11 protein-coding genes are annotated in these 13,251 nt (G+C 70.9%); 6 read left to right on the top strand and 5 right to left on the bottom strand.

The genetic code is table 11. From position 1 onward, the window contains the following. Positions 1–7 precede the first annotated feature (7 nt). From AC07EJ_RS22380 to AC07EJ_RS22370, 3 genes are read left to right on the top strand one after another with little or no spacing between them, the layout of a single operon-like run. A complete protein-coding gene (locus AC07EJ_RS22380) occupies positions 8–1,567 on the top strand; it encodes a sugar ABC transporter ATP-binding protein (RefSeq protein ID WP_389485308.1) in 1,560 nt (519 codons plus the stop codon). Beyond that, positions 1,560–2,522 (top strand): ABC transporter permease, encoded by a 963-nt coding sequence (locus AC07EJ_RS22375; RefSeq protein WP_393581909.1) that lies wholly within the window; start codon positions 1,560–1,562, stop codon positions 2,520–2,522. Before AC07EJ_RS22380 ends, AC07EJ_RS22375 begins: the two co-directional genes overlap by 8 nt. After that, a complete protein-coding gene (locus tag AC07EJ_RS22370; protein ID WP_389485304.1) occupies positions 2,519–3,559 on the top strand; it encodes an ABC transporter permease in 1,041 nt (346 codons plus the stop codon). Before AC07EJ_RS22375 ends, AC07EJ_RS22370 begins: the two co-directional genes overlap by 4 nt. Positions 3,560–3,577: 18 nt before the next feature. Here AC07EJ_RS22370 and AC07EJ_RS22365 read toward each other — a convergent pair whose 3' ends face one another. Both AC07EJ_RS22365 and AC07EJ_RS22360 read right to left on the bottom strand, forming a co-directional pair. Next, positions 3,578–5,665, bottom strand: coding sequence for a SpoIIE family protein phosphatase (locus AC07EJ_RS22365; protein WP_478884795.1), 2,088 nt, complete (start codon positions 5,663–5,665; stop codon positions 3,578–3,580). 245 nt (positions 5,666–5,910) lie between these two features. Continuing rightward, complete coding sequence (locus tag AC07EJ_RS22360; RefSeq protein ID WP_389485299.1) at positions 5,911–6,327, bottom strand: NUDIX domain-containing protein; 417 nt, start codon at positions 6,325–6,327, stop codon at positions 5,911–5,913. A 479-nt stretch (positions 6,328–6,806) separates the two neighbouring features. Between AC07EJ_RS22360 and AC07EJ_RS22355 the strand changes: the two genes are divergently transcribed. Both AC07EJ_RS22355 and AC07EJ_RS22350 read left to right on the top strand, forming a co-directional pair. Then, positions 6,807–7,403: an ankyrin repeat domain-containing protein gene (locus AC07EJ_RS22355; protein ID WP_389485296.1), complete on the top strand. Its 597-nt coding sequence runs from the start codon at positions 6,807–6,809 to the stop codon at positions 7,401–7,403. After that, positions 7,400–8,512, top strand: coding sequence for a YncE family protein (locus tag AC07EJ_RS22350; RefSeq protein ID WP_478884794.1), 1,113 nt, complete (start codon positions 7,400–7,402; stop codon positions 8,510–8,512). Before AC07EJ_RS22355 ends, AC07EJ_RS22350 begins: the two co-directional genes overlap by 4 nt. Before the next feature lie 33 nt (positions 8,513–8,545). Here AC07EJ_RS22350 and AC07EJ_RS22345 read toward each other — a convergent pair whose 3' ends face one another. The 3 genes from AC07EJ_RS22345 to AC07EJ_RS22335 form a co-directional block, all read right to left on the bottom strand. Beyond that, the gene (locus AC07EJ_RS22345) at positions 8,546–9,778 is read right to left on the bottom strand and encodes a cytochrome P450 (protein WP_478884793.1); all 1,233 of its coding nucleotides are present in this window, start codon (positions 9,776–9,778) and stop codon (positions 8,546–8,548) included. A gap of 120 nt (positions 9,779–9,898) precedes the next feature. Further along, entirely contained in the window at positions 9,899–10,807 is a 909-nt protein-coding gene (locus AC07EJ_RS22340) for a hypothetical protein (RefSeq protein ID WP_478884792.1), read from the bottom strand. A 57-nt stretch (positions 10,808–10,864) separates the two neighbouring features. Then, positions 10,865–11,857: a helix-turn-helix domain-containing protein gene (locus AC07EJ_RS22335; protein WP_389485286.1), complete on the bottom strand. Its 993-nt coding sequence runs from the start codon at positions 11,855–11,857 to the stop codon at positions 10,865–10,867. Positions 11,858–11,915: 58 nt separating this feature from the next. Here AC07EJ_RS22335 and AC07EJ_RS22330 point away from each other — a divergent pair, with 58 nt between their 5' ends. Further along, a complete protein-coding gene (locus AC07EJ_RS22330; RefSeq protein ID WP_389485283.1) occupies positions 11,916–13,175 on the top strand; it encodes an MFS transporter in 1,260 nt (419 codons plus the stop codon). Positions 13,176–13,251 lie beyond the last annotated feature (76 nt).

Genomic DNA, 13,251 nt, shown 5'->3' with positions numbered 1-13,251 from the left:
GGCACAGGTGGCTCCCTCCGACGAAGTCCTCACTGTCCGCGGACTCAGCAAGTCGTTCCCCGGTGTCCGGGCCCTGGACGGGGTGGACCTCGCGCTGCACGCCGGTGAGGTCCACGCCCTGATCGGCGAGAACGGCGCCGGCAAGTCGACGCTCATCAAGGTGCTCACCGGTGTGTACCGGCCCGATGCCGGAGTCATCACCTTCCAGGGCCGCCCGGTCTCCTTCGCCACGCCGCTGGAAGCCCAGCACGCGGGCATCTCCACGATCTACCAAGAGGTCAACCTCATCCCGCTGTTGAGCGTGGCCCGCAACCTCTTCCTGGGACGCGAGCCGCGCAACCGGTTCGGGCTGCTCGACTTCGGCCGTATGCACCGTGAGGCCGAGGAGACGCTGCGCACGTACGGGGTGCGGGTGGATGTGCGCCAGCCACTGCGCATGCTGGGCGTCGGCGCGCAGCAGATGGTGGCCCTGGCGCGGGCCGTCGCCACCGACGCACGGGTCGTCATCATGGACGAGCCGACCTCCTCACTCGAACCGCGCGAGGTGGAGACCCTGTTCGAGGTGATCCGCCGGCTGCGCGCCGAGGGGATCGCCGTCATCTACGTCAGCCATCGGCTCGACGAGCTGTACGCCGTGTGCGACACCGTGACGGTGCTGCGGGACGGCTGCCGGGTGCACACCGGACGTCTCGCGGATCTGGACCGGCTCAGGCTGGTGTCCACGATGCTGGGGCGTGACATGGGTGAGGTACGCAGCGAAGGCGTCACCAAGTTCACCGGCGACCACCATGCCGCGGAGTCCGAACCTGTGCTCAGCGCGAGGGATCTGACGGTCCCTCACAAGCTGCTCGGAGTCTCGCTGGACATCCGTCCCGGCGAGGTCGTCGGTCTGGGCGGGCTTCTCGGGTCTGGGCGTACGGAGACCGCCAAGGCGATCTCCGGCGCTCTGCCATCGAAGGCGGGCAGTGTCACCGTGGCGGGCGTCCCGCTGCGCGCGGGATCCACGCCCGCCGCCATCCGCGCCGGCATCAGCCTGCTGCCGGAGGACCGCAAGAGCGAGGGCATCGTCCCCGGGCTCTCCGTCCGCGAGAACATCGCGCTCGCCGCGCTGCCGCGGCTCTCCCGTTTCGGCCTGGTCTCCGAGGCCCAGGTCGACAAGATCGTGGACACGTTCGTCAAGAGGCTTCGCATCAAGGCCTCTTCACCGCACCAGAAGGTCGGTGAGCTGTCCGGCGGGAATCAGCAGAAGGTGCTCCTGGCCCGCTGGCTGGCCATGAATCCGAAGGTGCTGCTCCTGGACGAGCCCACGCGCGGCATCGACGTGGGGGCCAAGGCCGAGGTGCAGAAGCTGGTCGACGAACTGGCCGAGGACGGCCTCGGTGTCCTGCTCATCTCCTCCGATCTGGAGGAACTCATCGAAGGGTCCGACCGCGTGGTCGTGCTGAAGGACGGCGCGGTCGTCGGCGAGCTGACCGGCGACGACGTCACGGAGGACAAGCTGATGCAGACCATCGCGGCGGGCAGCCCCGCCTCCGGCGCCGCCGGGGAGGTGACCCGCCATGGCTGAGGCCGCGATACGGCCGGCCGCCCTCGACCGTGCGCGCCTCCTGCAGTGGATGCAGACGTACGGCGTGTACGCGGGCGTGGCCGTCCTGCTCGTCGTCAATGTCGCCGTGACCCCGCACTTCCTGTCCGCGGAGAACTTCCGGACGCAGGCCGTGCAGGTCGCGCCCGTGATCATCGTCGCGCTCGGTATGGCCCTGGCGATCGGCACCGAGGGCATCGACCTCTCCGTGGGTGCGGTCATGGCGCTCGCGGCCTCGGTCACGGCCCTCTATCTGGGATACGGACTCGCGCCGGCCCTGCTGGCGGTGGCGCTGTTCGCCGCTGTGGTGGGCCTGGCCAACGGGGCGCTGGTCGCCTGGGTCGGCGTCCAGCCGATCGTGGCCACCCTCGCCCTCATGGTCGGCGGCCGGGGTATCGCCCTGGTGCTGCTGCCACAGCTCAAGGACCTGCACAACCCTGGGCTCGCGTCGCTCGGTTCGGGGGACGTCCTCGGCATCCCGTACCTCATCATCATCGCCGCCGCGCTCGCGCTGCTGGTCGCCTTCGTCGTCCGGCGCACCACCTTCGGGCGGCAGTTGCTCGCCATCGGCGACAACCGGGCGGCTTCGAAGCTCGCGGGGCTCCCGGTGCGCCGCGTCCTGATGCTCGTCTACGTGGCGTGCGCGCTCCTCGCCGCGGTCGCGGGTGTGCTCGCGACGGCGCGGCTGCAGGCCAGCGACCCCACGTCGCTGGGCAATCTGATGGAGCTGTCCGCGATCACCGCGGTGGTGGTCGGCGGGACCCCCCTGAGCGGCGGCAGGGTCAACATCGCCGGAACGGTGGCGGGCGCCGTCCTCATCCAGCTGCTCACCGCCACCCTCATCAAGCACGATCTGCCGCCTTCGTGGACGCAGATCGCCCAGGCCATCGTGATCGTGCTGGCGGTGTACGCGGCGCGCGGACGGGGGAAGCGATGACGGCGACCAGGACGGAAACGGAAGGGACCGTGGCCCCCACGGAGAAGGAACTCCTCGACGCCGCCGAGCCCGTGGGCAGCAGTCGCTCCGAGCGGCTGAGCGCGCTGGTCCAGCAACACGGCGCGCTGGCGGTCCTCGTGATCGTCTCGGCGGTGGCGTCGCTGAGCTTCGACTCGTTCGCCACCGGGGACAACCTGTCCAACATGGCGACGAGTTCGGCGTTCCTGGCGGTCGTCGCCCTCGGCATGACGTTCGTCATCATCACCGGCGGCATCGACCTGTCCGTCGGCTCGCTGTTCGCTCTGGGCGGCGTTCTGGCCGCGTGGGGTTCGCAGTACGGCACCGTGGTGGCGCTCCTGCTGCCGATGGCGGTCTGCGGTCTCATCGGTGTGGTCAACGGCCTGCTGATCGCCCGCTCGCGGCTCGCTCCCTTCATCGTCACGCTGGCCGCGATGCTGGGTGCGCGCGGCCTGATGCTGTCCCTCACCAACGAGGGCGCCGACACCTATCTCGTCGCCAAGGGGTCGTTCCTGGCCGAGCTCGGGCAGGGCACGACCCTCGGCGTCGGCAACCCCGTGTGGATCACCCTGGTCCTGTTCGTGGCGGGCGCGGTCGTCCTGCGCCGCAGCCGCTTCGGCCAGCATGTGTACGCGGTCGGCGGCAACGAGGACGCGGCCGCCCTCATGGGTGCTCCCGTGGCCCGCACCAAGATCCTCGTATATACGCTGTCCGGCGTCCTCGCGGGCCTGGCGGGTGCGCTCAACGCCGCCTGGCTGGCCTCCGGAGTCACGATTCTCGGCAACGGCATGGAGCTGGAGGCCATTTCCGCGGTCGTCATCGGCGGCACCCTGCTGACCGGCGGCCTCGGCTACGTCAGCGGTTCCCTGGTGGGGGTGCTGCTCCTGAAGGTGATCCAGAACGTCATCAACCAGATCGGCTCCCTCGACTCCTCCTACCAGCAGGTCGTCAGTGGCGCGTTCCTGGCGGTCGTGGTCATCGCGCAGACGTGGCTCGGCCGGAGGCGGCAGTTGTTGTAGCCGACGGGCACTGTGCCTCTAGGACGTGATCCCCAGCGGGCGGGTGCGGAAGATCAGGAGGGCCACGTCGTCGTGGTCCTCCTGGGCGCGCAGTGCGACGAGGAGGTGGTCGCAGACCTCGTCCAGGGACCCCTGCGGATCGGAGAGCAGGTCGAGAAGTATGTTGATGCGGGTGTCTATGGCGTCGGAGCGCGTCTCGATCAACCCGTCGGTGTAGAGCACGAGTTGGTCGCCGCACTCCATTTTCACGGTCGTCTCCTCGAAGGCGACGTCGCCCACCCCGAGGGGTGTCCCCGTGGGCAGGTCGAGAAGTTCGGGGCGCCGACCGGGTCTGACCAGTATGGGCGGCAGGTGGCCCGCGACGGCGATCCGGCACTCGCCGCGGTGCGGGTCGTACACGGCGTAGATGCAGGTGGCGAACGCGGGGTCGAGTTCGGCGGCGGTGTGGTCGAGGTGGCGGAGCACTTCGGCCGGCGCGAGGTCGAGATCGGCCAACGTGCGGGTGGCGGTGCGCAGTTGACCCATGGTGGCGGCGGCGTTGATGCCGCTGCCCATCACGTCGCCGATCACGAGGGCGGTCTTGTCCCCGGCCACCGGGATGGTGTCGAACCAGTCGCCGCCGATCTCGCTCGCCGACTGGGCGGGCTGGTAGCGGTAGGCGATCTCCAGGCCGGGCCTGCGGGGTGGCCTGGGCGGGAGCAGGTGGCGCTGGAGGGTGAGGGCGGTGCGGCGTTCGCTCTGGTACGAGCGGGCGTTGTCGATGCAGACCGCCGCACGGGCTGCCAGTTCACCGGCCAGGACGACATCGTCCTCGTCGAACGGTGACTCGTTCCTCGCGCGTGCCAGGTCGAGCGCTCCCAGCACTTCACCACGCGCGATGAGCGGCACCGCCAGATAGGAGTGCAGTCCCGCGTTGGACAGGACCCGCGCGGACTCCGGATCGGGGGCGATGCGCTCCAGGTCCGCTTCGCTCACGTGCTCCACCAGCACCGGGCGCCCTGAGGTCACGCACTGGGTGATGTAGCGGTCGGCGGCGTAGCTGGCGATCTGCCCGGGAGCGTCGGCGGCGTGGAGGGCGTCGGTCGAGTAGGCCGCCTTCACCGCCAGGGCCCGGAACAGGGCTGGTCCTCCGGCGGCCGGGGTGGCCTGGCGCCTGCCCTGGAGCACGGCGTCGAGGATGTCGACCGCCGCGAGGTCGGCGAGCTCGGGGACGACCACCGACGCCAGTTCGTTGGCGGTCTGCTCGACGTCCAGGGTGGTGCCCACGGTCCTGGACGCGTCGGCGATGACGGCCAGGCGCCGACGGGCCCGTGCGGCTTCCGTCGAGGCCCGGTGCTGTTCGCTCACGTCCACCACGGAGATCGCCAGGCCGAGGACCCGGCCGGCCGGGTCGTCCAGCCGGTAGTAGGACGCTGACCAGGCGTGTTCCACGTCGGCGGCGCCGCCGGGGCGGCCGACGGTGAACTGGTTGAGGAGCGGGGTACCGGTGGCCAGGACCTGGCGCATCGAGGACGTGATGGCTTCGGTGTCAAGGAACGGAAGGACCTCCCCGACAACGCGGCCGAGGTGCTCCTCGGCGGGCAGGGCGTTGATGCGTTCCAGCGCGGGGTTGACCATCACGTAGCGCAGGTTCGTGTCCAGGACCGCGAGCCCGATGGGCGACTGGGCCACGAGTTGCACGGACAGCGCGAGGTCCGTCTCGACGCTGCGCAGGAGTGCCCGGTCGCCGGCGATGCCGAGGGCATAGACGTCGCCGAGCTCGTCGTAGAGCCGCATGTTGCGGAACTCCACCAGGCGGGTGCTGCCGTCCTTGTGGCGTACGGGGAAGACGCCTGCCCAGCTCCGGCCGCTCTCCATGACCTCGGCGAACAGGCTGAGTACGAGATCCTGGTTTTCCGGGGCGACCAGGAGCGGCGCGGCGTACTGCCCCAGCGCCTCCTCGGCGGTGTAGCCGAACAGTTCCTCCGCCTGCGGGCTCCACAGGCAGATCTGGCCTTGGGGGTCTATCATGACCGCGGCAACGGCCAGGGCGTCCAGAAGCCCGCCGGGCTCGGAAAACGTGCCCGCCGATGTCAGGCCCGTCCTCGACGAACCGATCGCATCCATCCAGACACCTCCCCAGAATCGCCGGGGTCCGAGGGTCGGCTGAAGGAGATCAGCCTGGTTCGGGATGTCATGGACTCCATCGAGGACGAGTATTTTGTCAGCCGGAGCCCCGGCGTGTGGTGCGGTCCAGATTCTCGGCCATGCTGCCTCCAGACTCCCCACGGCATTTTATGCCCCTTTCCCGGGGAAGGTCATGTTCGCTTCCTTCGCTGCTGGTGGGCCGCACCCGCCCGGGGCCGACGGTTCTATCGCGCACCGATCATCGCCAAGCTGTCGACCGCCGCAGGGGAGAGCTCGGAATCCCGCAAGCCGGACAGGGGCATCCAGGTGACGGCGCTGGTGGAGTCGTCCGCCTTGGTCACCACGGGAGAGCCGGGTTCGAGGTCGACGCGGTAGAAGAGTCCCACCAGATGCCAGTCGATGCCGAGCCGGTGAGCGGTGTAGGCCCGCGCGTCAACCAGCCGGGCGTTCAGGAACTCCAGGCCCGTCTCCTCGTACAGCTCGCGCCCCAGCGTCTCGCGCGGCTGCTCCCCGGGGTCGATCCCGCCACCGGGCAGATGCCACAGACCGGGCTCGAACACCGGTGAACTGTCGGCGAGTTGGGTCAGCAGCAGCTGCTCCTCCATGACGGCGATCGCATACGCCGAGACTCGCGAACGCATCTGACCTCCCACGTTGCACCACTGCGGTCATAGCCGTCCCCGATGACGGCAGGTGCAGGGGAACAACCTATCGATCACACGTGCCGCACGCTCAGGAATCACGGTGAACGTGCGGAGACCGTGGCGCGCGTCAACGTGACACTCCGATCTGCCCCGTGCGGGTGTCCCGTGCGGGCATGGCAGAACATGGCACATGTCCGCTCGTTGGAAAACCCGAGGACGTCTTCGGGTTCCTGTCGTGGCGACGGCAACCGGTGCACACCCTGAGGGCGAGCCTCCATCACGGCCCCCTCCGCGCCCCACCGGGTACGGAGGGGGCCTTCCTTCCATCAGCCGATCGGTTGACCCCGATGTCGTCCGTCGGGCTCCCGCGCCGCAGCCGGCAGGCCGACCGGTGAGCGCGGACGCGGCCGGAGAATGGACACCGGAACGGAAGACGGGGGCGCCCCGTTCCTTCCCTACGGACATGGAGCACCGAGATGCACGACCGCGACCGCCGACTCCTGGACGCCGCGCGCCGTGGTGACGCCGCCGAGGTGCGCGCCGCCCTCGACGCCGGCGCCTCGGCAGAGACCTGCGACGAGGAACTGCGCTCCCCGCTGCTCCTTGCCGCGCTCAACGATCACGTGGAGGCCGCGCGGGTCCTGGTCTCGGCCGGTGCGGACCCGGACGCGCAGGACCGGCGCCACGACAGCCCGTGGCTCGTCACCGGCGTGACCGGCAGCGTCGCGATGATGCGCGTCCTGCTCCCGGCGGGCCCGGATCTCACCCTGCGTAACCGGTACGGCGGCATCTCGGTGATCCCCGCCGGCGAGCGCGGCCACGTCGCGTACGTACGGGCGGTGCTCCGGGAGACGGACATCGACGTCAACCACGTCAACGACCTCGGCTGGACCGCTCTGCTCGAAGCCGTGATCCTCGGCGACGGGGGCCGCGCCCACCAGGAGATCGTGGAGCTGCTGCTCGCGGCGGGTGCCCGCCCGGATCTCGCGGACGCGGAAGGCGTCACGGCCCTGGAACACGCGGAACGCCGCGGCTTCGACGCCCTCGCCGCGCTGCTCAGGGCCGCGGCATGACCGCCCGCGCGCGCGGTGTGCTCGGGGCGATGGCCGTCGTCCTCCTCGCGGCGGGGTGCACGGCGACCGGCACCGCCGACTCCACCGCGTCTGCACCGCGGGCCGCCACCGCCACTCCCTCGGCGCCGGCGCCCGCGCGGACCGCCCAAGGCACCCTGCTGGTGACCGACTTCGGCAGCGACACGGTCACGTTCGTGGACCCGGAGGGCGGCACCCTCGACTCGGTGAAGGTGGGCACCGCACCGTACGGGCTCGTCGTCGGCGAGGACGGCCGGGCCTGGGTGGCGACGGCCGAAGGCGTGGCCGTCGTCGACACCGAGACGCGCGAGAGCGTCGGCCGCGTCCCGTACACGACGGAGACCGGCCCCGTCACGACCGGCGAATACCGCGGCGGCGGCATGGGCATCGCCCTCGCGCCCGACGGAAAGCACGTCTACGTAGGCGTCAACGTCCCTGACAGTAACGGGGTGTTGGAGGTCATCGACACGGCGAAGCGAAGGGTCACGGACAGCGTCCCGGTCGGCCGTCGCCCCTTCGACGTCGATGTCGCCCGCGACGGCAGCGAGGTGTACGCGACCGGCCACGACTCGTTCGACGTGACCGCCGTACGCACCGACACGCTCACTCCGCGCCGGTTCGAGGTCGCCCCGTACGGCACGGAGGGCGGACTCGGCTCGTGGCTGAAGCCGCACTACGCCGCCGTGCGCGACGACGGGAAGCTCCTGCTGCCCTTCGAGGGCGAGAAGCTGGCCGTGCTCGACCCGCGCACCGGCAAGGTGGCCGTCGAACCGATGACCGCCGACACACACCAGCACGGCGCCGAGCTCACCCCTGACGGCACCCTGCTGGCCGTCGGCACAGGACCCATCAGCGCCGGCGACCACGACGCCTCGCTCACGATCCGTACCGCCGGAGGGAAGGAGCGCGTCGTCCCCCTCGACGGCCCGCACGAGGACGTCGCCGCGTCGCGCGACGGCCGCACCGCCTACGTGACTGGGGGCTTCACGCGGGACGGGTTCTGGGACGGGATCACCGTCGTGGATCTCGACAGCGGGGACACCCGGCGACTGCCCACAGGTCATCGGCCGCTGGGCATCGCCGTACTGTGACGTGGCCCCGCCCCATGAGCGCCCGGCCGTGACTCAGATGCGTACCGGCAGCCCCGTCGGATAGGTGCCGTCGCCCGCGAACCCGACCCGCTCGACGGCGTCCCGCTCGACGGCCAGCTTCAAACTGTCGCGGCGCAGGAACAGCTCGTCGAGGATCACCTCGGTCTGGAGGTTGGCGAGCGCGGCGCCGATGCAGCGGTGCGCGCCGTGGCCGTAGGCGATGTGCCCGGCCCCGCGCGCCACCTCGCGGGTGAGGTCGAGCCGTGTGGCGTCGTCGAAGGTTCCCGGGTCGCGGTTGGCGGCGAGCAGACCGCTCGTCACGCCCTCTCCCTGGCACACCAGGACGCCACCGAGCTCCACGTCCTCGGTGGCGTACAGGGTGGCACCGACCCGCACCGCCGACACGTGGCGGAGCAACTCCTGGACAGCGCGCGGGAGCACGTCGCGATCCGCCCGCAGCTGGGCCGTCTCCTGCGGGTGGTCGAGGAGGGCGAGGACCGCGTCGGTGAGGAAGAAGGCGGGCGGCGCGATCCCCGTGTTGATCAGCAGGAAGACGAGCGCGACCATCTCCTGCCGGGTAAGGCGCTGCCCCGGTGCCGCCGTCGCGCTGGAGCGCAGCAGATCGGAGACCAGGTCCTCCGCGAGGGCCGCGCCACGGAGGTCGAGCAACTGGCCGATGTACGCGGCGAGATGGTCGATGCCGGGCAGGAACCTGTCCGGTTCACCGGACTCGTAGTCCCTGATCCAGCCGCTCACCTTCGGCCGGTCGGCCGCTTCCACGCCGATGATCTCGCAGATGATGTCCGTCATGACCGGGTAGGCGAAGGCGCTCAGAAAGTCGAACTGGTCGCCCTTCGCGGCGAGTTCACCGGTCGCCTCCTGGACGATGCGCTCGATGCGCGGACGCAGCGCGGCGATCCGGCGCGGCGCGAAGGCCCGCATCACGTGCGTCCTCAGCCGAGTGTGCTCGGGCCCGTCGACCATCACGAGGATCTCCAGATACTGCCGGTACTCCGGCGGCAGCCCCGCGTCGTCGAGCAGCTCCGCGCCGACGCCCCCGCCCTGCGCACCGGGAACCTTCGCCAGGTCCCGCACGAAGCGACTGTCGCCTAGCGCCGCCTTCACCACGTCGTAGCGCGTGGCCAGCCACACGGGCGTCGTGGTTCCCGGGAGTGTCACCCGCACCAGCGGGACGTCATGGCCGTGCGACGCCTCATCGATATCGGCGTGGGTCAGTTCCAGTGGTGCGGCGGTCGGATCGGTCATGTTCTCACTCCGTTTCGCGAGCACGTATCCCCTGACGTGATCTCGGTCGCCAGCATCCAATGGAACATGGGTACGAGTGGGGGGCGTGACCGGTTCGTGATGAAGGGGTGAGCCTTGGGCTCAGGGGCCGGGATCTCCTGCCGAGAGCCTCTCAACGGCCCGGGACGTACTCTCTGCTTTCCGCTGGGCGGCCTTCTGTTCGTGTGCGGCGTCCCGTACCCGTACGGACGCCTCCTCCGCCGCCGCGGCAGCGGTGCACCGCTCCTCCTCGGCCTCGCCGAGCCGAGTGGTCAGGAGTGCGACGCGTTCGTCCGCCGCGGACCGCCGCGCGGTGGCCTGCTCCTGCTCTTCCTCGGCCCGGCGCATGTCGTCGTCGCGGCGGCTCGCTTCGGCCGCGGCCCCGGTGGCCGCCTTCATCGCCTCCTTCATGCGGGCGCGGCGCTTCTCCAGGGCGGCGTCGGGCGTCTTGCGCGCGGAAGTCGGTACGGCGGCGGGGGTGGCCGCAGCGGGCTTCTTCGCCTTGGCGCTGTGAGCTGACACCTGCGCCGAAGAGGCCGTACCGGGGAAGCCGGTGGACACAGTGGGGACCTTCGTGAGCGTGCCGGTTGCCCACTGCTCAGCGACCTCCGGGTCGGCCAGCGCCGCGTGGAGGATCTGCTCGACCTCGTGCAGCACGCTCACGCCCACCGGCTGGCCGGCCTGCCGAGCGAGACCGCCCGCCTGCCGCGCGAGGCCCGCGATCACCACATGCTGCTGGTGACTGAGGGTCCGGAACTGCTCCGGGTCGAGCGTACGGTGCGCTTCCCGCAGCGCCTCCGCGAGCTCGAGGAGCTGCCCGGCCTCCTCCTTCTGCCGCGCCAGGAGGTTCGACACCCAGGCGGCGAGAGTCGGCTTGCGGAACGCGGCGATCCGGCGTGCGGTGGCCGCGTCACCATCCCGTTTCGCCTCGGCGGCCCGCGCGTCACGCGCGGCCGTGAACTGTGCGGGCGGCAGGCGGTAGAGGTCCTCGGCGACATCATCTGCATCCACACGTCCACTCTGCCGTGCGGGCGGCGCGCTCGGCCGAGACGCGCCGGTCGCCGTCGTTCAGCGCCGGTCCGGAGAGTCGGAACGACCGGCGAGGCGGTCGCCCGCCTCCGTGCGCCGGTAGACCACGCGTCGCCCCACCCTCGTACCGATGACCATGTCCGCATCGCGCAGGACGGCCAGGTGGCCGCCGACGGTGCCGAGTGACTGGCCGAGTTGTGCCGCCAGTTCACTGCTGGTCGCCGGGCGTTCGAGCTCGTGGAGGAGGGCGGCGCGGCCGCTGCCGATCAGCCGTTCCAGAGCCTGCGGCGCTCGCGACCGCCCGGTCGGCCCGGCCGTGCCGCGGGCCGGGTAGACCAGGGCGTACCGGTCGGGGGGCGCCTCGGCGAGCCAGGTGCCGCTCGTCACGCAGACCGGGACGAACAGCATTCCGTCCGCGCCGACGACGCAGTCGGGGGCCGGCTGGTCACTGAAGCGGATCCCGTCGGCACCGACCCAGGCGCTGCGGCGGTTCATGTGCTGGAGGGCTCTGGGCCAGCCGTACGCGGCGAGCAGCCCCGCCCGGTACGTGACGTCCCGCTCCAACAGGGCGCGGCGGCGCGGCCAGTCCGGCGACACATGCGTCGTCCACACGTGCCGGAAGAGGTCGGCGGTCCGGGCGCCCCACCCGTGGCCGGTCAGCCACTCCAGGTCGTGGCGCTTCCAGCTACGGGCCACCGCCGCGTCGAGGTCCGCACGTATGTCGTCGTCGCTCGCTTCGGCGACGGCCTTCAGTTCGTCGGCGAGCGTGGTGCGCATTCCGCCGGTCGGCGGGCGGCTCACATATCCGGGCAGGTACTTGGTCGAGCAGATCAGCTCGACAAGGCCCCTGGCGAACGGGTCCGCGTCGAGCGCGGCATGGAAGGCGCCGTGGTGTCGGGCGTACCAAGGAGCGAGCCACGCGTCGGAGCTGGGCTTCATCAGGACGCTCATCGACCCCAGCGTCTCGGCACTCGGCGACAGCGCGAACCGGGACTGGGACAGGGCCATCGAACTCAACCGCAGCAGCACCATCTTTCGCCTCCTGCCGAAACGTTAGCGTGCGCGCCCGCGGCTCCCCACACTCGGGCCGATGCGTTCCTCCCTCCTCCAACAGACCGCGTTCCGCACGTTCTTCGCCGGGCGCCTGGTGTCCCTGCTCGGCAGCTCGATGGCGCCCGTCGCGCTCGCCTTCGCGGTTCTCGACGCCTCGGGCAACGGCCATGACCTCGGCGTGGTTCTCGCCGCCCACATGCTGCCGATGCTCGCGTTCCTGCTGGTCGGCGGCGCGGTCGCCGACCGGTTCTCACGCCGGACCGTCCTGGTGGCCGCCCATCTGGGGGCGGCGATCACACAGGGCGCCGTCGCCGCGCTCCTGATGACCGGGCACTACTCGCTGCCTCTGGTGGCCGCCCTTGAGTTCCTCAACGGCGTGCTCGCCGCTTTCACGACACCGGCGCTGCGCGGCGTCGTCCCTCAGCTCGTCGCCAAGTCCCTTCTGCGGCAGGCGAATTCCGCGCTCGGTTCGGCCGGGAACGCCACGAAGATCCTCGGGCCGAGCCTGTCGGGTGTGCTGGTGGTGACGGTCGGGAGCGGACCCGCCATCGCGTTCGACGCGTTCACCTATCTCGTCGCGGCCGGTTTCCTCGCCCGGCTCTCCCTCGCCGGCACCTCCGAGGCGTCAGCGCGGGAGACGGTGCCGGCCGGCATCCGCGACGGCTGGAGCGTGTTCCGCGCGATCCGGTGGGTGTGGGTCGGCACGCTGTCCTACTGCCTGCTGAACCTCGTACAGACCGGCACCTGGCAGATCCTCGGCCCCCAGCTCACCCGGCAGCTCAGCGGCGAGACGGCCTGGGGGTTCGTCCTCGGTGTGCGCGGCGTCGGCATGCTGGCGTCGAGTCTGCTGATGTACCGGCTGGTGGTGCGGCACCTGCTGCGGTTCGGGCAGCTGGCCGGGGTGCTGGGCGCGCTTCCGCTGCTCGCGCTGGGGGCGCGGGTGAACGCCCCGTGGCTCATCGCGGCGGCGTTCGTCGCGGGGCTCGGTTCGTCCGTTGCCGCGATCGCGTGGGACACCTCGCTCCAGGAGCACGTCCCCGGGCACGTGCTGTCGCGTGTCGCGTCCTACGACGACCTGCTGTCGTACATCGCGATTCCGGTCGGGCAGCTCTGCGTGGGCCCATTGGCCGAGACGTTCGGCGCGTTCCGGGTGACCGCGGTCGCCGGCGCGATCGCCGCCGCGTCCGCCGTGCTGCCCCTGGCCTCCGAAGCCGTACGCCGGCTGCCCCACGCCCAGCCCGACATCGCCGCGTCCGCCCCGCAGAAGTTGCCCGAGTCACTCGGCGGGACCCCTTGACAGTCGCAGAAACGACAACTTACGTTCAGGGGGCTACGTCAGACATCTGATGTAGTTGGAACGGTCAAGGAGGTCG

It is taken from the genome of Streptomyces sp. NPDC045026, assembly GCF_056432625.1.
The sequence above is the reverse complement of the archived record's forward strand: the minus strand, read 5'-3'. Positions and strand labels throughout refer to the sequence as shown.